We start from the raw sequence: 24,800 nt of genomic DNA on the forward strand, positions 1-24,800 counted from the left end.
CTTCACCTCAGGACGGGGGCTTTGGCCCTTCTGCCCTCAAAGGTATAGAAGGCGGCGGGCACCACGAAGAGGGTGAGGAGGGTGGAGGAGAGGAGCCCGCCCAGGATGATGACCCCCAAAGGCCTCCGGTACTCCGCCCCCTCTCCGGTGCCCAAAAGGAGGGGAAGGCTGATGATGAGCACGGTGAGGGTGGTCATGAGGATGGGCCTGAGCCTTAGCCGGGCCGCCTCCACCAGGGCCTCTTTCAGGGGCATTTCCCGCATGCGCTTCACGGCGAAGTCCAGGAGGAGGATGGCGTTTTTGGTCACGAGGCCGATGAGCATCACCACCCCCAGCACGCTGATCACGTCCAGGCCCGTGCCCAGGAGGTAGGTGAGCCAAAAAGCCCCCACCAGGGCGAGGGGTACGGGGAGGAGGAGGTAAAGGGGGTAGCGCCAGGCGTTGAACTGGCTGGCGATGACCAGGTAGTTGAGGACCAGGGCCAGGAGGAAGGCCAGGGGGGCCAGGCGGGCGAGCTCCCCGGTGAAGCTCCCAAGGCCCGTGGCCACAAGCTCCACCCCGTCCCCCAAAAGCCCCTTCTCCTGGAACTCTTGGGTGAGTTCCTGCTGGATCTGGAAGCTTCCTGGGGCGTCGGGGCGGAGGTTGATGTTGATTCCGGCGGCGTAGGCTTGGTTGCGGCGGGAGATAAGGGTGGGGCCGGGACGTTCTTGGAAACTGCCCAGACTGGAAAGGGGCAGGAAGGCCTGAAGGTTGGGGGCGTAGATGGGCAGGGAAAGGAGGTCACCTTCCTTGCCCAGGCGCAAGGGATCGGCCTGGACCACGATGGGGAACTCCTCCCCGCCCCGGCGGGCCGTGGCCGCCTGGGTGCCCGAGAGGTAAAGCCTTAAGGCCTGGGCCACGTCCTGGGGGGTGAGGCCGGTGCCGGAAAGCCTGGCGGGATCGGGGACGAAGACCCGTTCCCGTTGGGTGGCCTCGAGGGTGCTCTTCACGTTCAGCACGTAAGGTTTTTCGGCGATGAGGTCCACGATGGCCTGGGCGCGGGCTTCCAGCAGGGCGCGGTCCGGGCTCACCAGGAAGAACTGGAGGTCGGCGTCCCCCGCCTCGGGGCCCGTCTGGGCCAAGACGCGGAGGTCGGCCCCGGGGAAGTCCCGAAGCAGGGCCTTCCCTTCCCGGTTGAAGGCCTCCGTGAGGGTGAAGATGTCCTCCCGCTCGTGCTTGGGCTTGAGGACGATCTGGAGCTGCACCCGGGAGGGGTCCCCCACCTGGGCTCCCCCGGTGGCGCTCGCCCCCACGGTGGTCACCACGCGGCTCACGGCGGGATGGGCGAGAAAGTAAGCCTCCAGGGTCCGGGCCGCCCGGTCGGATATGGGGAGGGGGGTGTCCTTGGGGAGGAGGAGGGTGGCGGTGAGGACCCCGGTGTCCGAGCGGGGGGTGAAGTTGAAGGGGATGCGGGGCAGGATGGGGAAGATGGAGAAGAAGGCCAAGGCGGCTATCCCCAGGACCAGGCCGGGGCGGGCCAGGGCGCCCTTTAGGCTTTGGGCGTAGGCCTCCGTGAGGCGCTCTAGGCCGCTTTCGGCGGCGGTGTGGAGGCTTCGGGCCATGGCCCCCGCCAGGTCCAAGAAGAGGCGGCCGAGGTAGCGTAGGAGGGCCAGAAGGGCCGGGTAAAGGGGGAGGAGAAGGAGGTAAGGAAGCCCTTGCCGGTAAAGGAGAAAGGCGGAAAGGAGGCCCAGAAGGAGCCCCGTGGGGCCCCGGTAGCCCCTACGGTAGGCAAAGCGCAGGTCCGAGGGGAAGCGCCTTAGGGCCAAGAGGGCTTCCTTTACGCTCGGGGGGTCGGGGTCGGGGAAGTAGGCCAGGCGCACGGTGAGGAAGAGGAGGGCTTCCAGCCAGCTCACGGCGATGGCCGCCGCCATGCCCAGGCCGAACTGCTGGAAGATCTGGCCGATGATCCCGGGGAGGAAGCTGATGGGGAGGAAGACAGCGAGGAGGCTTAGGGTAGCGGCGGCCACGGCCACGCTCACCTCGCTCGCCCCCTTGAGCACCGCTTCCTTCAGGCCATAGCCCATCCTGCGGTAGCGGTCAATGTTCTCCGCCACCACGATGGAATCGTCCACCACGATGCCCACCGCCACGGTCAGGGCCAGGAGGCTGATGAGGTTGTAGGTGAAGCCCAAGACCCCGTAGAGGAGGATGGCCCCCGAAAGGGTGATGGGGATGGCGAGGATCACGGAGAAGACGGAGTTGAGCTTCCCCAAGAAGACGAGGACCACCAAGGACACGGCCAAGGCGGCCAAGAAGGCTTCCCGCACCGTGTCCTGCACCGCCGCCCGGATGAAGCGGGTGGTGTCCAGGGCGATTTCCGCCCGGTACCCCTTGGGCAAGGGGATTTCCTGAAGGGCCTTCCTAACGCCGTCCGCCACGGCCACGGCGTTGGCGTCGGGGGTTTTCACCACGGCGAGGAGGACGGCGGGGCGTCCGTTTAGGCGGTTTAGGGTGGTGGGGCTTTCGCTCTCCTCCGCCACCCGGGCCACGTCCTTCACCCGTAGGCCCCGGTTGGCGTCCAGGAGGAGGTTGGCCACCTCCTCCGCCGTGGCGGGGGTGTTCCTTAGGGTATAGACGAGGCGCCTCTCCCCTTCCGTGAGGCTTCCCAAGGGGAGGTTGAGGGCCGACTGGGAGAGGGCTTGGACCACCTGGAGGGGGGAGACGCCCAAGGCCTGGAGGCGGTCGGGGTCCAGGTAGACGCGGACGGCCCGCTTTGGGGCCCCGGTGAGGCGGATGTCCGCCACCCCTTGGACCAGCTGGAGCTTGGGCTTCAGGGTGCGCTCGGCGTAGCGGAGGACCTGGGAGAGGTCCTCCCCGGGGGCCTCGAGGGCGATGTAGAGGATGGGGCTCGCCGAAGGGTCAAACTTCTGCACCACGGGGGCGGAGGCGTCCCGGGGGAGTTGCCCCCGGGCGGCGGCCACCTTTTGGCTCACCTCCACCGCTGCCCGGTCCACGTCCACCCCTTGCTGGAACTGGACGAAGACCAGGCTAAACCCTTCCGTGGAGCTGGAACCGATGGTGTCCACCCCACTCAGGGTGGAAAGGGCGTCCTCCAGGGGCTTGGATACCTGCTCCGCCACCTCCTCGGGGCCGGCCCCGGGGTAGCTGGTGGACACCGCTACCACCGGCACGCTGAAGCGGGGCAGAAGCTCCACCCCGAGGCCCAGGCCCAAAAGAAGCCCCACCAGCACGAGCCCCACGAAGATGGCCGTGGCGAAGACGAAGCGCTCCACGAAGAAGGCCACCAAGGGGTTTTCCTTCACGGCACCACCTCCACGGGGTCCCCGTCCCTTAGCCCTTCGGGGATGGGGTAGATGACCCGAGCCCCCTCGGGAAGGCCTTCCACCACGGCCTTCCCGCTTTCTTGGGCCAGGAGACGCACGGGGCGCCGCCTGGCCTTATCCCCTTCCAGGACGTAGACCACCCCCTGCCCTTCCTCGGCCCGCACCGCCCCCGCGGGGAGGAGGAGGCCCTCCGCCACCCTTTCCCGGTAGCGGGCCTCCGCGGGCCCAGGGAGGAGGGGAGTGAGGGGCTTTAGCACCACCTCCACCAGCCGGGTCTGGCCGGGAAGGTCCGTCTTGCGCAAAAGCCTCGCCTCCACCACCTTGCCGTTTTGCCTGAGGGTGAAGGGGGTTTCCGGGGTGAGGGCCTGGGCTTTTTCCGGGGGTAGGTAGAGCTTGGCCAAAAGCCGGTCCGTGGTGGCCAGGCGGAAGGCCCGGCTTCCCGTGCCCACGAACTCGCCCTCCTTCACGAAAACCTCCACCACTTCCCCGGCGAAGGGGGCCCGGACCACGCTTTCCCTAAGGTTCCGCTCCGCCTGGCGCACCTGGAGCCGGGCCGCCTCCACCTGGAGCGCCAGGAGGCGGATGTCCTCGGCTCTTTCCAGACGGGCGAGGGCCTCCTTGGCGTTCTCATAGGCGCTTTGGGCCTGGTGGAGGTTGGCCTCCAAGGCCTTGAGGTCCAAGGGGGCGAGGGCGCCCGCCTCCAGGAGGGCCTTGCCTTCCTCGTAGCGCCGCCTCGCCGCCTGGAGTTGGGCCTCCGCCGCCTGAAGCTGGGCCTTTAGGGCGAGGCGGTTTCCCTCAAGCTGGTTTTTCGCCCGCTCCAGGTTGGCCTCCGCCTGCTTCAGGTTGAGCCTGGCCGCCTCCAGGGCCTCTTGGAAGGGCGCCGGGTCCAAAAAGACCACGCCTTCCCCGGCCCTCACCCGGCTTCCCGCCGGCAGGGCGCGCGCCACCCGTCCCGAAGCCCCGGCGGCCACCAGGCTGTCCCGCTCCGCCTGCAAGGTGGCGGAGGCCCGGCTTTCCCGCTCCAAGACCCCGCGCGCCGCCGTGACCACCCGCGCCTCCAGCCGCAAGGGGCTTTGGGCCTCGGGGGTGGGGGCCTCGGCCTTCTTGGGGGCGCAGGCGGCGAGGAGAAGGGGAAGGAGAAGAAGCCAAGGGCGCTTCATGCTCACCTCGAGGCCAGAAGGCCGTAATAGGCCTTCAGGTAGGCGTGCTTGGCCTGTTCCAGGGAAAGCCCGGCTTGGAGGAGGGCGAGCTCCTGCTGCAGGAGGCTAAGGCGGCTCGTGAGCCCCGCCTGGAAGCGCTTTTCCTCCGCCTGGTAGCGCTCCTTGGCCGCCCGATAAGCCTCTTCCGCTGTCTTTACCCCTTGGAGGAGGGGGGATAGCTGGGCGAAGCGGGCCTTAAGGCCCACCCTTAGGGAGCGCTCCAGGTTCTTCAGGTTTTCCTCCAGGGTCTTGGCCTGGTCCTCCAGGGCCTCTATATCCTTCCTGGGGGCGAAGCTCTCGTCCAAAAGCCCCCGCTGGAAGCGGAGGAGCTCCAGGGACTGCCGGAGGTTTAGGAGGTCGGCGTGGGCCTGGAGGAGGGTTTCCACGAGCTCCTCTTGGGGTAAGGGGGGAAGCACCTCCACCGCCTCCGGCTTCCACGGGCCCACCAGGTTGGCCAAGGCGGCCAGGGCGCTTTCCTCCCCCCGCTTGGCCGCCTCCAGGTTCTTGCGGGCCTCCAGGACCCGGTTTTGCGCCTCGAGGAGGTCCAGGCTGGTGGCCCCGCCTCCCTTAAGGCGCACCTCCGCCGCCCTTAGCCCGAGCTCGGCGATCTCCAGGGCTTTGGCCGCCAGGGCCACCTGGAGGCCCGCCTCCCGGGCCTGGGCGTAGGCGGAGACGATGTCGCTTTCCGCCTGGGCCAGGGCCCGCTCCAGCCGGGCCTTGGCCAGGGCCTCCGCCTGGCGGGCTTGGAGCTCGGCTAGGGGCGTGCGCAAGGGGTCTTGCAGGGTGCGGGCCAGGTCTTTTTGCCGCATCTCGTACTCCAGGCGGGCGGTGACCACCGCCGCCACCTCCGGGGCCTTCTTCAGGGCCTCGGGGAGGGGCTGGGCCAGGGCGGGAACCAAAAGGGCCAAGGTCCAAAGCAACCTCTTCATTGCGCTACCTCCGGAAGGATTTCGCCGTAGAACTGGTAAAGCTCCATAAGCCGGTTCCTCAAGGTGTTTTCCGCCTGCAAGAGGCCGAGCTCCGCCTGCAAGAGGCCGAGCTCCGCCTGCTTGACCCCCAAGGGGCTTTCCAGGCCCAGGGCCAGGCGCTTTTCCGCTTCCTCTAAGGTCTTTTGGGCCGCATCCCGGCGCAGGCGGGCGAGGGCGAGGCTAGCTTCGGCGCTCTTCAGGGCATTTTCCAGGCGGGCCTTCTCCAGGTTAGCCTGCACCTCCGCCGCCTTGAGGGCCTCCTCCGCCCCCCGCACCTGGGCCTTGGCCGCCTCATAGGCGGCGAAGAGGCCGGGGGAGAGGGTGAGGGAGAGGGTGAGCTTAAGCTCTTCCGTGCTCCTATACTGGCCGACCCCTGGGACGGTGGTGGGGGGCCTGGCTGGGTCCTGGCGGGTGTAGCTCAGGGTGGGGCGGAGGTCCTTGCTGGAGAGGCTTAGGGAAAGGGCGTCGTTCCCCGAGGGGTAGAGGAGGAGGCTTCCCTGGAGGGTGGGAAGGAGGTTGCGCCAGGCCGCCCCTTCGCCAATCCGCGCCTCGGCCAGGGCGAGTCGGGCCTCCTCCAGGCTTAAGGGGATGGTCCCCCGGGGTGGGGGGATCTCCGGTGGGGGGGCTTCCAGGTCCACAAGCCCTTCCGCCGCCTGCTCGGCGAGGGTGAGGCCAAGCCGGGCTTCCGCCAAGCGGTTTTGCGCCTCTTGGAGGGCGAGCTCCGCCTCCCTCAGGTCCTTGGCGCTCGCTTGGCGCTTCCGGGCCGCCTCCAGGGCGAGGGCGGCGATCTCCACGCCTTTTTCGGCGAGGGCTACCCCCAGGCGGGCCTCCCGGTAGCGGCCGTGGGCGGACACCGCCTGGGCCTGGAGGGCGGTGAGGGTCTTGCGGTAGGCGAGCTCCGCCCGCCTCAGGCCGATCCGAGCCCGCTCTATCCCGTCGGCGCCCTCGCCGAAGGGGAAGGGGGTAAGGACCAAGGCTAAGGTGAGGGCCTTGCCGTCTCCGGGAAGGCTTGCGCAAAGGGCTTGGGGCGTGCATTCGTAGCCGAAGCGGCCGTAGTTCCCCTGGAGGTTTAGGGCCACGGGGGAGCTTTGGGCCTCGAGGGCCTTGGCTGCCGCCGCCAGGTAGGCCTCTGCCTGCTGTTTTAAGGGATGGTCCTTCAGGGGCGCGAGGGCCCCTTGGGCAAGGGCGGGGACGAGGAGGAGGAAGAGGGCCAAGCGCCTAGCCACGCTCCACCTCCGTGAGCTTGCGCAAAAGGGAGCGGAAGGCGAATAGCTCTTCCTCGCTAAGCCGGGCCAAGGCCTGGCCGAAGACGCGAAGCCAGGCCTCCTTAAGCCGCAAGGCCACCTCTTCCCCTTCCGGGGTGAGTTCCAACTGGACCCGCCTCCGGTCCAAGGGATCGGGATGGCGCCGGAGGAGGCCCGTCTCCTCCAGGGAGGCCAGGAGGTGGGAAACCTGGGAGGGGAGGATCTCCAGGTGTTCCGCCAGGCGCGAGGGGAGGCGCACCCCTTCCTTCACCAGGCGGAGCACCTCCGCCTGCAGGAGGGAAAGCCCTTCCTGGGCGAAGACTTCCTTGGCCCGGGAAAAGAGGAGGCGCATCAGGGTGTAGCCCAGTTGGGAAAGCTCCTCTACCAGGGATGCCGGGGGACCATTCATACCCTTCAACTATATAAGGCCATCAAGTAAAGAGGGCAAGCGGGGCTACATTCCCCCATGGTGTACAATGGGCCCAGGTGATATGGACAGACCTCCCAGTCGGTGGCTCTTCTTCCTTCCCTTCGGTTCCCTAGTCCTGGCCCAGTCCCAAGCCCCAAGCCCCGGGGACCTTTTTCTTTTGGTCCTCTTCTTGGGCCTTTCCGCCTTCTTCTCTGCGAGCGAAACCGCCTTCACCACCCTTTACCCCTGGAAGCTCAAGGAGCTGGCCGAGGCGGAAAACGGCCCCTTTACCCTCCTTTCCCGGGACATCACCCGCTTCCTCACCACCATTTTGGTGGGCAACAACCTGGTGAACATCGCCGCCACCGCCTTGGTGACGGACCTCGCCACCCGGGCCTTCGGCTCCTTGGGCGTGGGGCTCGCCACCGGGGTCATGACCTTCTTGGTCCTCTTCTTCGGCGAGATCACCCCCAAGTCCATCGCCGTGCACCACGCCGAGGCCCTGGCCCGGGTGGCGGCCTGGCCCATTTACCTCCTCTCCATCCTCTTCTACCCCCTGGGGCGGTTCTTCAGCTGGGTTTCGGGGGCCATTTTGCGGCTTCTTGGCCTCGAGCCCCGGAACACCCCCTTGGTCTCGGAGGAGGAGCTTCGCCTCATCCTGGCGGGGGCGGAGGAGTCGGGGACCATTGAGGCCCAGGAGGAGGAGATGATCCACTCCATCCTGGAGCTGGAGGAAACCCCGGTGCGGGAGATCATGACCCCCCGGGTGGAGATGGTGGCCATAGAGGCCGAGGCCACCTTGGAAGACCTCCTCCACCTTTTCCGCGAGCACCGCTATAGCCGCATACCCGTCTACCGGGAAAGCGTGGACCACATCGTGGGGGTGGCCTACGCCAAGGACCTTTTGGACTACTACTGCGAGGGGGACCTGAAGGGGAGGAGCGTGGCTTCCATCGCCCACCCTCCCTACTTTGTCCCCGAGAACATGGACGCCTGGACCCTCCTCAAGGAGCTCCGCCGCCGCAAGGTGCACCTGGCCATCGTGGTGGACGAGTTCGGGGGCACGGCGGGCCTCGTCACCCTGGAGGACGTGATGGAGGAGATCGTGGGCGAGATTTACGATGAAACCGATGAGCCCGAGGATGCCCCCATCCGCCGCCTGCCCAACGGCGCCTACTCCATCCAGGCCCAGACCCCCGTGGACGAGGTTTCCGAGGCCTTGGGGGTGGAGCTCCCCGAGGGGGAGTACGATACGCTTTCCGGCTTCCTCTACGAGCTCTTTGGCCGCATCCCCGGGGTGGGGGAGAGCGTGGAATGGCGGGGCCTGCGCTTCGTGGTGGAGAACGCCGACCAAAGGCGCATAGATCGGGTGCGGGTGGAGAGGCTGGTGGAGCATGGAGGGCATGGAGAGGGTTAGGGAGCTTCTAAAGGCCCACGTGGCCCGGGCCTACGCCCCCTACTCGGGCTTCCCCGTGGTGGCCTTGGTGGAGGCGGAGGGGGAGTTCTTTCTGGGAGTGAACGTGGAAAACGCCTCCTTTCCCCTCTCCCAGTGCGCCGAGCGCAACGCCGTGGCCGCCATGGTCCTGGCGGGGAAGCACCGCCTGGACCGGGTGCACGTCTACAGTCCCAAAGGCCCCATCCCCCCTTGCGGAGGGTGCCGGCAGGTGCTCCTGGAGTTCGGCACCCCGGATACCCCCATCCTCCTCCACGGCCCCGAGGGGTACGTGGAAAGGACCCTGGGGGAGCTCCTCCCCTGGGCCTTCCGGCTTTAAAGGGAAAGGACCAGGGTGGTCTGGAGGAAGCCCGGCACCTGGAGGGTGAGCTCCAACCGCCCCGCGCCCCTTTCCAACCCCGGGCGGAAGCCCACCACCTGAAGCCGGCCCTCGCCCCGGGCGGGAAGGTCCGCCTCCACCCTTAGGCTTTGCCCCAGGAGGACGAGCCGCCCCTCCACCCGAAGGGGCAAGGGGTTGGGGTTTTCCAAAAAGAAGTTCACCCCCGCCCGGCGCACCCGTAGGGGCTCCAAGGGGAAGGCGAGGCGGGTCTGGAAGAAGGTGAGGCGTTGCCCCAGGGTGCTCCCCTCTAGGGCCACCTCCACCCCCTCCTGGGTGAGGAGGGCCCGCCCCGTGGCCAGGGCTTGGCTTGGGGTGAGGCGCACGGTGAGGGTTTCCTCCCTCCTCCCCGGGGGCAGGTTCCGGTCTAGGGGAACCACCACCTCCCCCACCCGGAGCCTTGCGCCGAAGGCGGAAAGGGGCAGGGGGAAGGGGTTGGGGTTTTGGAAAGCCACCCGGAGGCCCAGGACCAAGGTGGGCTCTGGGGTGAGCTCCAGACCCAGGAGCTCCGCTCCAAGGAGCCGGGCCTCCGGGGGAAGGGGCCTGGGGGCGCAGGCGGCGAGGGCAAGGACCAGGGCTACGAAAAACCTCAAAGAAGCCATCCCTCCTCCTTTAGGTTTTCCAGGACGGGGAGAAAGCTTCCCCAAAGGGGGCTTTCCGCCGGGTAGGGGGGCCTGGGGTAGCCCGCGGGGAGGCCCAGGTGCCTCAGGGCTTGCTTGAGGAGGGGCACCCCGCCCTTGGCCAAAAGGTCCCCCAGGGGAAAGAGCTTTTGTTGCAACGCCTCCGCCTCGGCGAGCCGCCCGGCTCGGAAGTGGGCCAAAAGCGCCCTGTAGGCCCGGGGGGCCAGGTTGGCCGCGGCCAGGATCCCCCCTTCCGCCCCCAGGGCCAAGGCGCCCAAGAAGGTGGGGGCGTGCCCGGTGAAGGCGCGGAAGCCCTTTAGCCGCGCCTGGTAGAAGGCGAAGCGGGAAAGGTCGCCGCTGGAGTCCTTGATGCCCTGGACGCCGGGGTGTTGGGCCAGGGCCTCCACCGCGCTTAGGGGAAGGTCCACCTTGGTGTTCTGGGGCACGTGGTAGAGGAAAAGGGGCATCCGCTCCGCCAGGGCCTCGTAGTAGCGGAATAGCCCTTCCCCGAGGCTTGCGTGGTAGTAGCGGGGCGGGGTGGCCAAAAGGGCCATGGCCCCCGCCTCCTTGGCCTCTTCCAGAGCCCTTTCCGCCTGGGGCAGGGTTTCGTCCATGAGGCCCACCAGGAAGGGCTTCTTGGGGCTTAAGGCCCTTAGCCCTTGGGCCCGCTCTTCTGGGGTGAGGTGGACCCCTTCCCCGTTGGAGCCGTAGATCAAAAGCCCGTCCACCAAGGGCTCCAGGGCCTCGGACAGGTCGCGGAAGGCTTCCGGGTCTAGCCTTCCCCTTCGGTCAAAGGGGGTGGGAATGGGGGGCAGGATCACGCTACGACCTCCTCAAGCTTAAGCCTAACCCCAAAAGGTGGAGGGTGTAGGCGAGGAGGATAGGCCCGGGGCCTTCCCCCTGAAGGAGGCGGAGGAGGCCCCAAGCGGCGAGGAGGAGGAGGAAGACGCCAAGCCCCGCGGCGAAGCCCGTGCTCCCGGGAACCAGGAGGCGCACCGCCAGGGCGTAGGTGGGGGGCACGTTGCCCTTGCGCCGGGGGAGGAGGAAGGCGAGGAGGTGGTAGAGGAGGAGGAGCGCGTAGCCCAGGAAGGCCCAGGGCTTAAGCCGCTCCGCCAAGGGGAGGGGAAGGGCGAGGAAGGTGCGCCAGGGGTCTTCCAGGAAGCGGCCGAACTCCACCCGGAGGAGGACCGAGTACAGGGTGCGGGCGCTGGGCCCCGCCTCCCGCGCTCCCCAGAGGTCCGTCCCCAGGCCCAAGGTGGTGCGGATGGGCCCCTCCAGGGGGGCCTTGCGGTAGGCCTCCGCCAGGGCCTCCTCCTCCCCCCTGAGGGCCAGGGCGAAGGGGAGGCTGCTTTCCCCAAGGAGGGTTTTGGCCTCCTTGGGCGCTTCCGGCAGGAGGGCGTAGCCCAAGAGGGCCTTGGTCTCCGGGGTGGGGGGGAGGGAGCGAAGCCAGTCCTGGGCCGCCTGGGTGCGCAGGGTGCCCCGGTCCAGGGGCGGGGCGAAGAGGAGGCTTCGGGCCCGCTGGTCCAGGCCATAGAGGAGCCAGGAGGCCCCCAAAAGGACGAGGAGGAGAAGGGCGAGAAGCCGTTCCCCGAAGCTGGCGTAGGCCAGGGAGAGGTGCCTCAGGCGCAGGAGGGGGTGGCGGAGGAAGCCGCCCCAAAACCCCCCGAGGGCCCTAAGGTCCCGAAGCTGGGGGGGGAGGTAGAAGAGGACGAGGTAGGCGAGGAGGGCCAGGTACGTTAAGGCGAGGACCCACAAAGCCTCGGGAAGCCCCTCCAGGCTTGGGGGAAGCCAACCCTTTAGGACCGCCACCGCCTCCCTCAGGCGCAGGGCCTGGGCGGGAAGGCCTTGGGCCTCGAGGGCCTCCGCCCGCTCCTGGAAAAACGCCAGGGAGCCCGGGAAGAGGGGGCTTGTGCGGAGGAGGGTTTCCGTGAGGAGGCGGGCCTTTTCCGGTTCCTTGCCCGAAAGGCCCTTCGCCGCCTCCGCAAGGGCGAGCACCGGGGCGAAGGCGAAGGGCAGCTCGGGGCGGTGGCCCCGGGCCAGGAGGTCCTGGCGGTAGGCCTCGAGGTCCTCGGGGCTAAGGTCCTTGGGGTCCAGGGCCCAGTAGGCGAAGTAAGGCCAGGGCTTGGGGGGGTTAAGGGCCTCCAAGAGGGGCCTAAGCGCCCTGAGGTCCTCCGCGCTTCCCTCAAAGGGGCGGGGCGGGAAGGGGATGGAAAGCACCCGTTCCCCCTCCAAAAGGGCCTCGGGGCCGGGCCTCAAGGCCACCACCTTGGCGGGGGCGAAGTGGAAGCGCGCTTCGCCGTTAAAGCTTAGCTCCAGGACCAGAAGCCCCTGGGCCAGATAGACCCGCTCTCCCTGGACCAAAGGCCCCACCCAGGGCCCCTTGGGCAAGGGGTAAAGGCCCGAGGGGAGGAGGAGACCCTCCTCGGTGAGGGTGGGGGCCTGCCCCAAGGCCACGAAGCGCCCCTCCAAAGCCCCTGAGGGGAGGGAAAGGCGCACCCGGTACTCCCCCGGGGTCTCGGGGGTGAAGGAAAGGCGAAAGCTCCCCCCTTCCGGCACCACCTCCAGGGTCTTGGAGCCCGTGGGGCTTTCCACCACCAAGGGGTAGCGGCCCTCCGGCAGGTCGCGCCCCTCCAGGGTGAGGGGGGTGCCCGCCTTGGCCTCCGGGGGGACCAGGAGGCTTTGGGCCAAGACCCACGGAAGAAGGGCCAAAGCGGCGAGCCAGCGGCGCATGGCGTTATTCTACAGGCATGGGTCTTTTGGACATGATCGGTCCGGTGATGGTGGGGCCCTCCTCCAGCCACACCGCCGGGGCCTGCCGCCTAGCCCTCCTCGCCCGCCACCTCCTGGGGGAAAAGCCCAAGCGGGTGGAGTTCGGCCTTCACGGCTCCTTCGCCAAGACGGGGAGGGGCCACGGCACCCACCTGGCCTTGGCCGCCGGGGTGTTGGGCCTGAGGCCGGACGACGAGCGCCTTAAGGAGAGCCTGGCCCTGGCGGAAAGGGAGGGGGTGGAGGTGGCCTTTAGGGAGGTGGAGCTCGGGGACGTCCACCCCAACACCGTGCGCATGGTCCTGGAGGGGGAGAAGGAGCGCCTTGTGGTCACGGGAAGCTCCTTGGGCGGGGGGCTTGTGCGCATCTTTGACCTGGACGGGTTTGAGGTGCGCATCACGGGGAGCGCCCCCACCCTGGTGATCCGCAACGTGGACACCCCGGGGGTGGTGGCCCGGGTGGCCCGGATCCTGGCGGACGACGAGGTGAACATCGCCCACCTCACCGTGAGCCGCAAAAAGCGGGGGGGTGAGGCCATGATGAGCCTGGAGATGGACCGCTCCCTTTCGGAAAAGCCCCTGGAGTATTTGGCCTACCTCTCCTACATCCTGTGGGTGCGGCAGATCCCCCCGGTGATGGACTAGGCCCGGCCCAGTTCCAGGCGAAGGCAGGCGCCCCCTAAGGGGCTTGGCCCGGCGGTGAGCTTGCCCCCGTGGGCTTCCGCCACCTTCTGGGCCGTGTAGAGGCCAAGCCCCGAGCTTCCCCGCCTGCCCGGGCCTTGGCGGAAGGGCTGGACTAGGGCCTCGAGGGGAAGGGGAAGCCCGGGGCCGTCGTCCTCCACATGGATGGCCCCTTCCTCCACCCGCACCCGCACCTCCTTTCTGGCGTGGCGGAGGGCGTTTTCCAGGAGGTTGGCGAGGGCCCGCTCCACAAGGAGCCTCTCCCCCCGCCCAAGCCCCGCCCCTTCCAGGGAAAGCCGGAGGCCCCGGCCCTGGGCCTCCTCCTGGTAGCGAAGGAGGAGGTCTTCCGCCAGGGCCCTGAGGTTCAGGGTTTCCGCCTGGGGGGGGCGGGCCTCGAGGCGGGTAAGGGCGAGGAGGTTTTCCACCAGCTGGAAGGCCCGGGAAAGCTCTTTCCGGAGGTTTTTAAGCAGGGCGAGGCGCCTTTCCTTGCCCAAATCGTCCGCCTTCTCCAAGTACTCCAGGGCGCGGATGGCAGAGATGAGGGGCGTCTTCAGGTCGTGGGCCAAGGCGGCGTAAAAGGCTTCCCGGGCTTCCAGAAGCTCGCTTAGGCGCTTCAAGAGCTCTTCAAACCGCCCCCGGAGCAAGGCGATCTCCGCCGGGAGGGGCTCCTTGGGGGCGGGAAGGCGAAGCCGGAGCTCCCCTCTTAGGGAAAGGTAGGCGAGGGCCCGGGTGAGCTCCTCCAAGGGTCTAAGAAGCCCCCGGGCCAGAAGGTAGCCCACCCCCGCGGACACCCCGGCCAAAAAGAGGAGCCAAAGGAGGAGGGGAAGCCAGGGTCCCTCCCCCAAAAGGCCTAAGGTGAGGGCCAGGACCAGGTTGGGCAAAAAGGCCAGAAGACCGATGACCAGGGCGAGCCTAGCCCTAAGGCTCATCCTTCCCCGCCGAGAGCACCGCCAAGAAGGCCTCCTGCGGCACCTCCACCTTGCCGATGGCCTTGAGGCGCTTCTTGCCCTCCTTCTGCTTTTCCAGAAGCTTTTTCTTCCGGGTCACGTCCCCGCCGTAGCACTTGGCCAAGACGTCCTTGCGGAGGGCCTTCACCGTGGCCCGGGCAATGATCTTGCCCCCGATGGCCGCCTGGATGGGCACCTCAAAGAGTTGGCGGGGGATGACCTCGGCCAGCTTGTCCACGATGGCCCGGGCCATGCTGTAGGCCTTTTCCCGGTGGGCGATGAAGGTGAGGGCGTCCACCACCTCCCCGTGGACCAGCACGTTCACCTTGACCAGGTCCCCCGGTTGGTAGCCCGCCTGCTCGTAGTCCATGGAGGCGTAGCCCCGGGAGAGGCTTTTCAGGCGGTCGTGGAAGTCGTAGAGGATCTCGGCGAAGGGGGCCTCGTAGACGAGCTCCACCCGCTTTTGCCCCCCCGGGAGGTAGTTCATGCTCTGAAGGCGGGCCCGCTTTTCCTGCGCCAGCTGCATGATGTTACCCACGTACTCTTCCGGGGTGAAGATGGTGAGCTTGACGTAGGGCTCCAGGATCTCCTCTATCTTGGTGGGGTCGGGGAGGTCGGCGGGGTTGTGGATCTCCACCTCCTCGCCGCCCTTGAGCCGCACCTTGTAGACCACGCTGGGGGCGGTGGCGATGAGCTCCAGGCCGAACTCCCGCTCAAGCCGTTCTTGCACGATCTCGGCGTGGAGGAGGCCCAGGAAGCCGCAGCGGAAGCCGAAGCCCAAGGCGGTGGAGGTCTCCGGCTCAAAGGAGAGGGCGGCGTCGTTCAGCTTGAGCTTCTCCAGGGCGTCCCGGAGCTTGTTGTAGTCCCCCGAGTCCACCGGGTAGAGCCCGGCGAAGACCACGGGCTTGGCGGGGCGGAACCCGGGGTAGGGGGTGGGGGTGGGGTTTTGCGCCAGGGTGATGGTGTCCCCCACCTGGACGTCGTGGATGTCGCGGATGGCGGCGGTGAGCCAGCCCACCTCCCCCGCGGAGAGGCTTTCCGTGGGTACTAGGCCCTGGGGCGTGAAGACGCCCACCTTGTCCACGGTGAACTCCTGGCCGGTGGAGAAGATGCGGATCCGGTCCCCGGGGCGCACCGTGCCCTCAAAGATCCGCAGGTGGGGGATGACGCCCTGGTAGGCGTCGTAGAGGGAGTCAAAGATGAGGGCCTTGAGGGGGGCCTCGGGGTCCCCTTGGGGCGGGGGGATGCGCTTTACGATGGCCTCGAGGATCTCCTCCACCCCCTCCCCCGTCTTGCCCGAGGCGAAGATGGCCTCGTCGGCGGGGATGCCCAAGACCTCCTCCACCTCCAGGGCCACCTCCAAGGGCCGGGCGTTGGGCAGGTCTATCTTGTTGATGACCGGGATGATCACGTGGTTGTGCTCCAGGGCCAGGTAGAAGTTGGCGATGGTCTGGGCCTCCACCCCTTGGGTTGCGTCCACCACCAGGAGCACCCCTTCCACCGCCGCCAAGGCCCGGGACACCTCGTAGGTGAAGTCCACGTGCCCCGGGGTGTCAATGAGGTGGAAGGTGTAGGTGTTCCCCTCCTTGGCCAGGTAGTTCACCCGCACCGCGCTGGCCTTAATGGTGATGCCCCGTTCCCGTTCCAGTTCCAAGGAGTCCAGAAACTGCTCCCGCATCTCCCTCTCGCTCACGGCGTGGGTCATCTGCAGGATGCGGTCGGCCAGGGTGGACTTCCCGTGGTCCACGTGGGCGATGATGGAGAAGTTGCGGATGCGGCTTGCCATCCTTTCCATCGTCCGGGGTCGGCGGGAGGAAGTCAAGCCGGGCCTTGCCCGGTCTTTTTTGACCCGGTAAGATTTCGCCAGGAGGTTCCCTTGAGCTTGGAAACCCCCGTGCGCGAGCTGGCCCGGCGCTTTGCTCGGGAAAGGCTCCTCCCCGAAGCGGCCCGCTACGACCGGGAAGCCCGTTTCCCCTGGCCGCTATTCCGGGAGGCCGCGGCTTTGGGCTTTCCCCTTTTGGTGGCCCCCGAGGAGCTGGGCGGGGCCGGGCTAGGCCCCCTGGCCTTGGTGGAGGTGGCGGAGGAGCTGGGCTACGCCTGCACCGGGCTCGCCGCCGCCATCCTCCTCAACAACCTGGTGGCGGACGCCCTTTTGCTTTCGGGAAGCCCCTATGCCCGGGCCTTCGTGCCAAGGCTAAGGGAAGAGGTGGGCGCTTACGCCCTCACCGAGCCCCACGCCGGTTCGGACGTGGCCGCCATCCGCACCCGGGCCGAGCGGGTGGCGGGGGGGTTTCGCCTTTTTGGGCGCAAGACCTGGATCAGCCACGCCCCGGAAGCGGCCTTCTTTGTGGTTTTCGCCAAGCTGGAGGAGGGCCGGGAGGGAATCGCCGCCTTCGTGGTGGAGCGGGAAAGGGGGGTGGAGGTGGGGCCGCCCCTTCCCAAGCTGGGGCAGAAGGCCTCGGTGGCGGGGGAGGTCCACCTGGAGGGGGTCCATGTGCCGGAGGAGGCCATGATCGCCCGGGAAGGCTTTCGGCTGGCCATGCGGGTCTTCAACCGCTCACGGCCCATGGTGGCGGGTTTGGCGGCGGGGCTTCTTTGGCGGGCCTTGGACGAGGCCTTGGCCTACGCCGCCTTGCGGCAGGCCTTTGGCAAGCCCTTGGTGGAGCACGAGGGGGTGGGGTTCAAGCTGGCGGAGATGCACATGGACCTCGAGGCCGCCCGCCTCCTGGCGAAAAAGGCGGCGGACCTGGCGGAAAGGGGAGAGGAGAACGCCCTGGAAGCGGCGGTGGCCAAGGCCTTCGCCGCCGACGCCGCCCAGCGGGGGGTGGTGGAGGCGGTCCAGGTCTATGGCGGCAACGGCTACAGCGAGGAGTACCCCGTGGCCAAGCTCTACCGGGACGCCAAGGTTTTGCAGATCTACGAGGGGACTTCGGAGATCCAAAGGCTCATCGTCCTCAGGGAGCTCCTAAGGAGGCGGGCATGAGGGAAGCGGTGATCCTCGAGGCGGTGCGCACCCCCATCGGCAAAAGGAACGGGGCCCTTAGGGCGTGGCGGCCCGACGCCCTTTACGCCGAGGTCTTGAACGCCCTCTTGGCGCGAAGCGGCCTGGACCCCACCTGGGTGGGGGACGTGGTCACCGGGTGCGTGACCCAGGCGGGGGAGCAGGGGGCCAACGTGGGGCGGCTTGGCGTCCTCCTTTCCCGCCTGCCCCAGGAGGTGCCGGCGGTGACGCTGAACCGCATGTGCGGCTCGAGCCAGCAGGCGGTGCACTTCGCCGCCCAGGCCATCGCCGCCGGGGACCTGGACTTCGCCATCGCCGGGGGGGTGGAGAGCATGACCCGGGTTCCCATGTTCTCGGACATCGGGGGCGGGTTCCACACGCTGAACCCCGAGCGCTTCGCCAAGTACGAGCTGGTGCACCAGGGGGAAAGCGCCGAGCGCATCGCCCGGCTTTACGGGTTTTCCCGGCGGGACCTGGACGAGTGGAGCCTCCTTTCCCACCGCCGGGCGCAAAGGGCCACGGAGGAAGGCCGCTTCGCCCGGGAGATGCTCCCCCTCACCGGCCTGGACCCCGAGGAAAGGCCTTTTCTCCTAGCCCGCGACGAAGGCATTCGCCCCGACACCAGCCTGGAAAAGCTCGCCGCCCTCAAGCCCGCCTTCCGGGAGGACGGCCTCATCACCGCGGGGAATAGCAGCCAGATCTCGGACGGGGCGGCGGCCTTGCTCCTGGGCGAACGGGAAAAGGCTTTGGCCCTGGGCTTGAGGCCCCGGGCCCGCTTCCTGGCCCGGGTGGTGGTGGCGGGGGACCCCACCCTCCAGCTTCTGGAGATCCTTCCCGCCACGCGGAAGGCCTTGGAGCGGGCCGGGCTTGCCCTAAGCGACCTGGACGTCATTGAGGTGAACGAGGCTTTCGCCAGCGTGGTCCTGGCCTTCCTCAAGGAGTTTCAGCCGGACCCCGAAAGGGTGAACCCAAACGGGGGGGCCATCGCCCTGGGCCACCCCTTGGGGGCCACGGGGGCCATCCTCATGACCAAGCTCCTCCACGAGCTGGAAAGGCGGGACGGGGAGTTCGGCCTGCAGGTGATGTGCATCGGCCACGGCCAGGCCACGGCCACGGTGATCCAAAGGCTATAGGAGGGGTATGGAAAGGAGCGCGTTGGTGACGGGTGGGGCCTCGGGGCTCGGGCGGGCCGCCGCCTTGGCCCTGAAGGCCAGGGGCTACCGGGTGGTGGTCCTGGACCTAAAGCGAGGGGAAGAGGACCTCCTTTACGTGGAGGGGGACGTGCGGGAGGAGGGGGATGTGGCCCGGGCTTTAGCCCTGGCGCGGGAAGGCGGGTCCCTCTTCGCCGTGGTGAACGCCGCGGGCATCGGCCTGGCCCAGAGAATTGTGGGCCGGGATGGGCCCCATGACCTGGGGAGCTTCCGCAAGGTATTGGAGGTGAACCTGGTGGGCACCTTCAACGTCCTCCGCCTGGCGGCCTCCGCCATGCGGGAAAACCCGCCCGACGCCGAAGGGCAGCGGGGCGTCATCGTGAACACCGCCAGCGTGGCGGCCTACGAGGGGCAGGTCGGCCAGGCGGCCTACGCCGCCAGCAAGGGGGGCGTGGTGGCCCTCACCCTCCCCGCCGCCCGGGAGCTCGCCGAGTGGGGCATCCGGGTGGTGGCCATCGCCCCAGGCCTCTTTGACACCCCCCTTCTTGCGGGGCTTCCCGAGAAGGCGCGGGCCTCCCTGGCGGAGCAGGTGCCCTTCCCCAAGCGCCTGGGCCGCCCGGAGGAGTACGCCCTTCTGGTCCTCCACGTCCTGGAAAACCCCATGCTGAACGGGGAGGTAATCCGGCTGGATGGCGCCTTGCGCATGGCCCCCCGGTAAGGTCTTGGACCTCACCCGCCTCCTGCCCGGGCCCTTGGCGGGGAAGCTCCTTTTGGAGTTGGGCTTTTCCGTCCTCAAGGTGGAGCCCCCCGCCGGGGACCCCTTGCAGGCGTTGGCCCCGGAAGCTTACCGCTTTCTAAACGCCGGGAAGGAGGTGCGGGTCCTGGACCTGAAGACGGAGGAGGGGCGGGAGGCCCTTTTGGCGCTGGTGGGGGAGGCGGCCATCCTCCTCGAGGCCAACCGCCCGGGGGTCATGGAGCGGCTCGGCCTGGGGCCAGAGGTCCTCCTGGCGCATAACCCCCGCCTGGTCTACGCCCGGCTTCGGGGCTACCCCGAGGGGGACGACCCCGGGCACGACCTCACCTACCTGGCGGAGGCGGGGCTTTTGGGCCGCTTTCCCTGGCGGGCCTTCCAGTTCGCCGACCTGGCCGGGGCCTACGCCTTGGCCCTCGCCGCCCTGAAGGGTCTCCTCCTTGGGGGCGGGGTGTATGAAGTGGCCCTCTCCGAGGCGGTGAAGGCGGTGGCCTACCCGCCCATCCCCTTTTTGGACGGCTCCGTCCTCTGCTACGGGGTCTACCCCGCCCAGGAAGGGGAGGTGGCCCTGGCCGCCCTGGAGCCCCACCTTTGGGCCCGGTTCTGCCAGCGGGCGGGGCTTCCTGAACTATTGGGGGCCGCCTTCAGCCCCGCTTCCCCAGACAACCCCGCCTACGCCAAGCTCCTCGCCTTCTTCGCCGAACGGCCCGCCCACGCCCTCGAGGCCTGGGCCAAGGCGGAGGGGCTTCCCCTGAGGCGGGTGCGGGGCTAGACCCACCAGGCGAGGGGCTTTTGGGGGAAGGCCTTGGGGGCCACCTTCTCCCCCTTGGGGTGGCGCTCCCCTTGGTAGTGGGGGAAGGCGTAGACCTCCAGGACCTCCTCCACCAGGTTCACGAGCCAGATCTCCGGCACCCCCGCCTTCTGGTAGAGGGGGAGCTTCAGCGTGCGGTCCTGGACCAGGGTGGTGTCGGCGATCTCCACCACGAGGAGGGCGTCCTGCGCCGTGGGTGGCCGTTCGTCGTACCGGCTTTCCGGGGGTGCCAGGAGGACGAGATCGGGCTCCGGCTCCGAGGTTTCGGAAAGCCGGAGAGGTATCTGGGAGACCACCAGTGCCTCCCCGCCGAAGGCCTCGCTAAAGACCTTGGTTAGGTGGATGAGGTAGCGGATGTGGTTCTTCCCCATGGGCGACACGGCGTAAACCTCCCCCTCCAAGAGCTCCACCCGCTCGGGGAGCGCCCCCGCCTCGTAGGCCTTGTGGTAGGCCTCCACGGTGAAGCGGTGCTTGACCATCTCCCCTGAGTATACTCGGGGCCGTGCTGGGGCTTTACCACGCCGCCCGGGCCCTGGGCCTAAGGCCCGCCCTTTTGGAGTCCTTGGGGCCCCGCACCCCCTTTTCCCGCCTTTCCCTCCTGGGGGTGAGGCCAAGGCACCGCCTCGAGGTCCTGGAGGGCCGGCTTTACCTGGACGGGAGGCGGGTGGGGGAGGCCCTGGACCTTTTCCGCTACCTGAATAAGGGCTTGGGGAAGGGCTTTTTCCCCGCCTGGATCGGCTTTTTCGCCTACGAGTTCGCCCGCCACCTGGGCCTTCCCACCCACGCTCCCCCCCCCGGCCTCCCCGAGGCGGCCTTCCTCTACTACCCCGAGGGCTACGCCCTCCTGGAGGGAAGGCTGGTGGCGCGCCCCTCTTTTGCCCTGCGGCCCCTCCCCTACACCCCGCCCCCCTTGCCCCCGTACCCCTTGGTCTCCGACTTTCCCCGGGAGGCCTTCCTGCAGGGGGTGGCGGAGGTCCAGGAAAGGATCCGGGCCGGGGTGGTTTACCAGGTGAACCTCTCCCACCGCTTCCGCCTCCTGGGCGCCGTGGACCCCCTTCTCCTCTACGCCCGCCTCCGGGAGCTAAACCCTTCCCCCTTCATGGGCCTCTTGGAGGGGGAAGGGTGGGCCGTGGTCTCGGGAAGCCCAGAGCGGCTTTTCCAGAAGGTGGGCGGCCACCTCCTCGCCCGGCCCATCGCCGGCACCCGGCCCCGGGGGAGGGCGGAGGCGGAGGACCGGGCCTTGGAGGCGGAGCTCCTTTCCTCGCCCAAGGAGCGGGCGGAGCACGCCATGCTGGTGGACCTCCTGCGCAACGACCTGGCCCGGGTGGCCCTCCCGGGCACGGTGCGGGTGCGGGAGCTTTTCACCGTGGAGCGCTACGCCCACGTGATGCACCTGGTCTCCGAGGTGGAGGGGTACACCCGTGCCCCCTTGGGGGCGGTCTTCCGCAGCCTCTTCCCCGGGGGCACCATCACCGGGGCTCCCAAGGGCACGGTGATGGAGGCCATCCGGGACTTGGAGCCCGTGCCCCGGGGGGCCTACACGGGAAGCCTGGGCTACGTCTCGGGCCGGGGGGCGGACTTTAATATCCTCATCCGCTCCTTCCAGAAGGTGGGGGAGGAGGTGCTCTTCTCCGCCGGGGCGGGGATCGTCATCGCCTCTTTGCCCGAGCGGGAGTACGAGGAAACCTTGCACAAGGCGCAAAGCCTCCTCCTGGCCCTGGAGCGGGGCAGGCCGGGGGCCAGGCCCCATCCCCCTAAGGCCACCGCCTCCTGGGGCCCCCCGCTTCCCCCGAGGCGGCTTCGCGCCCGGGTGCTCTTCCTGGAGAACCGGGACTCCTTCAGCTACAACCTGGTGGACTACCTCCGGGCCCTGGGGGCGGAGGTCCACGTGGTGGACCAGGAGGAGGCCCCGGACCTTTCCGGCTTTACCCACCTGGTGGTGGGCCCGGGGCCCAAGGACCCCTACACGGCGGGCCAGGTCCTGGCGTGGACGGAAAGGGCGTTGAGGGAGGGCATCCCCCTCTTGGGCGTCTGCCTGGGCCACCAGGCCCTGGGGGTGGCCTTGGGGGGGGAGCTCTACCGCGAGGCCCCGGTCCACGGGGAGGCCCACCTGGTCTTCCACAGGGGCGAGGCCCTCTTTAGGGGCTTTCCCAACCCCTTGCCCTTCGCCCGCTACCACTCCCTGGCCCTAAGGCGCCTTCCCTCTTCCCTCCGCCTCCTGGCCTGGACGGAAGACGGCGTGCCCATGGCCCTTTGGGACGGGAAAAAGGCCTTTGGCGTCCAGTTCCACCCCGAAAGCATCCTCTCCCCTTGGGGCATGGAGCTTTTGGCCCGCTTCTTGGAGGTGGCATGAGGCTTCTAAACGGCGAACCCCTTGCCGGCCCCTGGCCCGAGGCCTTCTGCTACCACGGGGCAAGCGTCTTCACCACCCTGCGGGTGGAAAGGGGTGAGCCCCTCTGGCTCGAGGCCCACCTCTTCCGCCTCCGCCGCCACGCCCAGGCCCTGGGCCTCCCCTACCCGGGGGACGGGGCTTTCCTAAAGGACCTTCAAGCCCTCCTCGCCCACTTCCCAGGCGCTTCCTGCCTGCGGGTGCGGCTTACTGTGGGGGAAGGGGTGCGGCTGGCGGAGGCCAGGCCCTACACCCCGCCTCCCCAAAGCGCCTACCGGGAGGGGGTGAAGGCGGTCCTCACCCCCTACCGCGTCCACCCGGACCTCGCCCCCTACAAGACGGGCAACCACCTGCCCTACCGCCTGGCCCAAAGGTGGGCCGAGGCGCGGGGGGCCTTTGAGGGCCTCCTCCTGGACGCCTGGGGGCACGTGGTGGACGGAAGCCGCACGAGCCCCCTGCTCTTCCGGGAAGGCACCCTATACGTGCTGGAGGGGGGCCTCGAGGGCATCACCCGGGAGGAGGTGGCCAAGAAGGCCAAGGAGCTTGGCCTTCCCGTGGCGCGGGCCTTCTTGCGCCCTCAGGAGCTTTCCGGCACCCTCTTCCTTGCGGGAAGCGGGGTGGGGCTTTTGCCCGTGGGGAAGCCGGAGGAGGCCCTTCTTCCCCTTGTGGAGGCTTTCCTTCCCGCCTGCTATACTGAATAGCGGTACCGCCAGCCCAAGGCCTTGGGCTGGTGCCCCTTTTTACCCGGAGGGATGCGCATGAAGAAGCCGGTTTACCTCACTCCCGAAGGTTATAGGCGCCTTCAGGAGGAACTGCACCACCTGAAGACCACCAAGCGGCAGGAGATCTCCGCCGACTTTGAGCAGGCCCTGGAGGAGGGCGACCTCAGGGAAAACGCCGGATACGACGAGGCGCGGCGGGCCATGTGGCAGAACGAGGCCCGCATCGCCCAGCTGGAAGACCTCCTCTCCCGGGCGGTGGTGGTGGAGGGGAACGGCACCTACGAGGAGGTGGCCCTGGGCTGCCAGGTGGAGCTGGAAACGGAGGCGGGTGAAAGGCTTTCCTTGGCCATCGTGGGGAGCCACGAGGCGGACATCTTTAGCGGCAAAATCTCCGACGAGTCCCCCCTAGGCCAGGCCCTTTTGGGCAAGAAGGTGGGGGACGTGGTGGAGATCCGGGGCAAGAAGGGCGCCCAGGTCTACACCATCTTGGAGATCAAGCCCCTATAGGAGGCTTGCGCTCCGCAAGGGGCCTAGGGCCTCCTCCACGTGGCGCTTGAGGGCAAGGAATAACCGGTCCAAGGGGGCTTCTTCCAGGTAGGGCAGAGCCTCCCCCCCTGGGAGGTGGAGGACGGCGCGAAGGGCCTCCACCCCCTTTTCCCCCAGGTACACCCCCTCCTCGGCGAGCCGCCCCTCCTTGAGGTGGAGCCCCGGGCCCAGGAGATTGGGGGCGAGCCCCCCCGCCTTCACCACCCGCCACCCGGCCCAAACCAGGGGGAGGAGGGGGTTTGCGTGCTTGGCGATGCCCCGGAGGCCCGAAACGAAGAGGGGGTAAACCTTGGGCGCCGCCTCGGGGGAGGCCAGGCGGTAGGCGAGCTCCGCCAAGAAGGAGGCGTAAAGGTAGCGGCGGGGTTCTTCCAGGCCAAAAAGCCTCCCTAAAAGCTCCGCCTGGGTCAGGGTGGGGAGGCCTTCCTTTCTGGCATAGACCTGGAAGCGCACGTGGTGGAAGAGGGAAAGCCGCCCCGAGCGGCCCGTGGGCCGCAGGCCCTTCTTGGCCACGGCCTCGAGGCTCCCCTGGGGCGTGACGAAGCGGAGGAGAAGATCCCCCTGGGGCAGGGCCTTCCGCCCCACCACCACGCCCTCTTCCAACCGGTAGCGCTCCACGTTCCCAGTGTATGCTGAAGGCATGGAACGGAGCCTAAGGGACATCCTGGAGTGGGTGGTTTTGGGCCTTTTGGTGGTGGTGGGGGTCCTCCTCGCCCTCTGGGTGGGGGGGTGGGTGTTCAGCTTTTTGGGCAAGGTCCTCCTCGCCCTTTCCGGTCTTATCTGGACCCTGTTGGTGTACGCCATTCCCCTCCTCATCCTGGCGGGCATCGGGTACGGCGTGGTTTACTTCCTGCAAAAGCGAAGCGCCTGAGCTCTTGACAGCACTCCACCCATGGGTTAGCCTCCCCCTGAACGCCAGGGGGAGGTGATGTTTCGTGGATAGAAGGATTTTGCTTCGCCTGGGGGCTTGGTTGGGGGCGGGAGCCTTGTTGCGGGCTCAGGCCAACGAGCGGGTTGAGTATAAAGACTTCAAGAAGGAAGCGCCCATCTCCGTGGTCTACCACGCGGACTTTGGCGATCCCAACCGCTTCGGCCAGATGCTTACCAACATCAGCAACCACCTGTCCGTGTACGACAACGACCCCTTCAAGGTGAAAATCGTGGTGGTCGCCCACGGGGCGGGGGTGCAGTTCTTTCTCAAGGACTTGGAGGGCACGCCCTGGGCCAACGCCCAGTATGACCGCGAGGCCATCTTTAGCCGCGTGAAGCAGCTGGCCCAGCTGGGGGTGGAGTACTACCTTTGCGAAATCACCTTCGCCCGCAACAACATTCCTAAAGACAAGCTTCGGCCCGACGAGTTCTTAAAGTGGGTGCCCTCCGGGGTTGGGGCCTTGGGAGAGCTGCAAGCGAAGGGGTACGCCTACATCAAGGTGGGTTAGACCTCGAG

At 68.1% G+C, this 24,800-nt stretch carries 24 protein-coding genes; 12 read left to right on the top strand and 12 right to left on the bottom strand.

What is annotated here, in order from left to right; all coding sequences use genetic code 11:
- Positions 1–2: 2 nt before the first annotated feature.
- From L0D17_RS02705 to L0D17_RS02725, 5 genes are read right to left on the bottom strand one after another with little or no spacing between them, the layout of a single operon-like run.
- On the bottom strand, positions 3–3,302 hold the full coding sequence (locus tag L0D17_RS02705; RefSeq protein ID WP_243093780.1) for an efflux RND transporter permease subunit: 3,300 nt from the start codon (positions 3,300–3,302) through the stop codon (positions 3–5).
- Positions 3,299–4,483 carry an efflux RND transporter periplasmic adaptor subunit gene (locus L0D17_RS02710; RefSeq protein WP_243093781.1) on the bottom strand — a complete coding sequence of 395 codons (1,185 nt, stop codon included), beginning with the start codon at positions 4,481–4,483 and terminating at the stop codon, positions 3,299–3,301. Before L0D17_RS02710 ends, L0D17_RS02705 begins: the two co-directional genes overlap by 4 nt.
- Before the next feature lie 2 nt (positions 4,484–4,485).
- Positions 4,486–5,451, bottom strand: coding sequence for a TolC family protein (locus L0D17_RS02715; RefSeq protein WP_243093782.1), 966 nt, complete (start codon positions 5,449–5,451; stop codon positions 4,486–4,488).
- On the bottom strand, positions 5,448–6,716 hold the full coding sequence (locus L0D17_RS02720) for a TolC family protein (protein WP_243093783.1): 1,269 nt from the start codon (positions 6,714–6,716) through the stop codon (positions 5,448–5,450). The genes L0D17_RS02715 and L0D17_RS02720 overlap by 4 nt, the downstream gene beginning before the upstream one ends.
- On the bottom strand, positions 6,709–7,143 hold the full coding sequence (locus tag L0D17_RS02725; RefSeq protein WP_039459030.1) for a MarR family winged helix-turn-helix transcriptional regulator: 435 nt from the start codon (positions 7,141–7,143) through the stop codon (positions 6,709–6,711). The genes L0D17_RS02720 and L0D17_RS02725 overlap by 8 nt, the downstream gene beginning before the upstream one ends.
- 82 nt (positions 7,144–7,225) lie before the next feature.
- Between L0D17_RS02725 and L0D17_RS02735 the strand changes: the two genes are divergently transcribed.
- Together L0D17_RS02735 and cdd are read left to right on the top strand one after the other, a co-directional pair.
- On the top strand, positions 7,226–8,560 hold the full coding sequence (locus tag L0D17_RS02735) for a hemolysin family protein (protein WP_243093784.1): 1,335 nt from the start codon (positions 7,226–7,228) through the stop codon (positions 8,558–8,560).
- Positions 8,547–8,915 (top strand): cytidine deaminase, encoded by a 369-nt coding sequence (gene cdd / locus L0D17_RS02740; RefSeq protein WP_243093785.1) that lies wholly within the window; start codon positions 8,547–8,549, stop codon positions 8,913–8,915. The genes L0D17_RS02735 and cdd overlap by 14 nt, the downstream gene beginning before the upstream one ends.
- Here cdd and L0D17_RS02745 read toward each other — a convergent pair.
- From L0D17_RS02745 to L0D17_RS02755, 3 genes are read right to left on the bottom strand one after another with little or no spacing between them, the layout of a single operon-like run.
- Positions 8,912–9,574, bottom strand: coding sequence for an LEA/WHy family protein (locus L0D17_RS02745; RefSeq protein WP_081995801.1), 663 nt, complete (start codon positions 9,572–9,574; stop codon positions 8,912–8,914). The genes cdd and L0D17_RS02745 overlap by 4 nt on opposite strands.
- Positions 9,562–10,413, bottom strand: a complete 852-nt coding sequence (locus L0D17_RS02750; protein WP_243093786.1) for a dihydrodipicolinate synthase family protein — start codon at positions 10,411–10,413, stop codon at positions 9,562–9,564. Before L0D17_RS02750 ends, L0D17_RS02745 begins: the two co-directional genes overlap by 13 nt.
- A 1-nt stretch (position 10,414) precedes the next feature.
- Entirely contained in the window at positions 10,415–12,322 is a 1,908-nt protein-coding gene (locus L0D17_RS02755) for a hypothetical protein (RefSeq protein ID WP_243093787.1), read from the bottom strand.
- A 17-nt stretch (positions 12,323–12,339) separates the two neighbouring features.
- Here L0D17_RS02755 and sdaAB point away from each other — a divergent pair, with 17 nt between their 5' ends.
- A complete protein-coding gene (gene sdaAB, locus L0D17_RS02760) occupies positions 12,340–13,002 on the top strand; it encodes an L-serine ammonia-lyase, iron-sulfur-dependent subunit beta (protein ID WP_243093788.1) in 663 nt (220 codons plus the stop codon).
- Here sdaAB and L0D17_RS02765 read toward each other — a convergent pair.
- Positions 12,999–13,967, bottom strand: coding sequence for a sensor histidine kinase (locus tag L0D17_RS02765; protein WP_243093789.1), 969 nt, complete (start codon positions 13,965–13,967; stop codon positions 12,999–13,001). The genes sdaAB and L0D17_RS02765 overlap by 4 nt on opposite strands.
- Positions 13,957–15,780, bottom strand: a complete 1,824-nt coding sequence (gene lepA / locus L0D17_RS02770; protein WP_243093790.1) for a translation elongation factor 4 — start codon at positions 15,778–15,780, stop codon at positions 13,957–13,959. Before lepA ends, L0D17_RS02765 begins: the two co-directional genes overlap by 11 nt.
- A gap of 99 nt (positions 15,781–15,879) precedes the next feature.
- Here lepA and L0D17_RS02775 point away from each other — a divergent pair, with 99 nt between their 5' ends.
- From L0D17_RS02775 to L0D17_RS02790, 4 genes are read left to right on the top strand one after another with little or no spacing between them, the layout of a single operon-like run.
- Positions 15,880–16,968, top strand: a complete 1,089-nt coding sequence (locus L0D17_RS02775) for an acyl-CoA dehydrogenase family protein (protein WP_370533317.1) — start codon at positions 15,880–15,882, stop codon at positions 16,966–16,968.
- The gene (locus L0D17_RS02780) at positions 16,965–18,119 is read left to right on the top strand and encodes a thiolase family protein (RefSeq protein ID WP_243093792.1); all 1,155 of its coding nucleotides are present in this window, start codon (positions 16,965–16,967) and stop codon (positions 18,117–18,119) included. Before L0D17_RS02775 ends, L0D17_RS02780 begins: the two co-directional genes overlap by 4 nt.
- 7 nt (positions 18,120–18,126) lie before the next feature.
- Positions 18,127–18,855, top strand: a complete 729-nt coding sequence (locus L0D17_RS02785; protein WP_243093793.1) for an SDR family NAD(P)-dependent oxidoreductase — start codon at positions 18,127–18,129, stop codon at positions 18,853–18,855.
- A complete protein-coding gene (locus tag L0D17_RS02790; protein WP_243093794.1) occupies positions 18,827–19,660 on the top strand; it encodes a CoA transferase in 834 nt (277 codons plus the stop codon). Before L0D17_RS02785 ends, L0D17_RS02790 begins: the two co-directional genes overlap by 29 nt.
- On the opposite strand, the gene L0D17_RS02795 is transcribed toward L0D17_RS02790, so the two are convergent.
- A complete protein-coding gene (locus L0D17_RS02795; protein WP_243093795.1) occupies positions 19,657–20,178 on the bottom strand; it encodes a Uma2 family endonuclease in 522 nt (173 codons plus the stop codon). The two genes, L0D17_RS02790 and L0D17_RS02795, sit on opposite strands and share 4 nt — an antisense overlap.
- Positions 20,179–20,201: 23 nt before the next feature.
- On the opposite strand from L0D17_RS02795, the gene L0D17_RS02800 reads away from it, so the two are divergent.
- Genes L0D17_RS02800 through greA form a run of 3 tightly spaced genes read left to right on the top strand, consistent with a single transcriptional unit; the run spans position 20,202 to position 23,317 of the window.
- Positions 20,202–22,052 (top strand): chorismate-binding protein, encoded by a 1,851-nt coding sequence (locus L0D17_RS02800; RefSeq protein ID WP_243093796.1) that lies wholly within the window; start codon positions 20,202–20,204, stop codon positions 22,050–22,052.
- Positions 22,049–22,789, top strand: a complete 741-nt coding sequence (locus L0D17_RS02805) for an aminotransferase class IV (protein ID WP_243093797.1) — start codon at positions 22,049–22,051, stop codon at positions 22,787–22,789. The genes L0D17_RS02800 and L0D17_RS02805 overlap by 4 nt, the downstream gene beginning before the upstream one ends.
- 57 nt (positions 22,790–22,846) lie before the next feature.
- Positions 22,847–23,317 (top strand): transcription elongation factor GreA, encoded by a 471-nt coding sequence (gene greA / locus L0D17_RS02810; protein ID WP_039457049.1) that lies wholly within the window; start codon positions 22,847–22,849, stop codon positions 23,315–23,317.
- Here the strand turns inward: greA and recO are convergent.
- Positions 23,312–23,971 carry a DNA repair protein RecO gene (gene recO / locus L0D17_RS02815; protein WP_039456757.1) on the bottom strand — a complete coding sequence of 220 codons (660 nt, stop codon included), beginning with the start codon at positions 23,969–23,971 and terminating at the stop codon, positions 23,312–23,314. The genes greA and recO overlap by 6 nt on opposite strands.
- Positions 23,972–23,993: 22 nt before the next feature.
- Here recO and L0D17_RS02820 point away from each other — a divergent pair, with 22 nt between their 5' ends.
- Positions 23,994–24,224 carry a hypothetical protein gene (locus L0D17_RS02820; protein WP_039456760.1) on the top strand — a complete coding sequence of 77 codons (231 nt, stop codon included), beginning with the start codon at positions 23,994–23,996 and terminating at the stop codon, positions 24,222–24,224.
- A gap of 64 nt (positions 24,225–24,288) precedes the next feature.
- Positions 24,289–24,792 carry a DsrE family protein gene (locus L0D17_RS02825; protein ID WP_243093798.1) on the top strand — a complete coding sequence of 168 codons (504 nt, stop codon included), beginning with the start codon at positions 24,289–24,291 and terminating at the stop codon, positions 24,790–24,792.
- The last annotated feature ends 8 nt before the right edge of the window (positions 24,793–24,800 follow it).

The organism is Thermus thalpophilus (assembly GCF_022760915.1).
GTDB lineage: Bacteria > Deinococcota > Deinococci > Deinococcales > Thermaceae > Thermus > Thermus thalpophilus.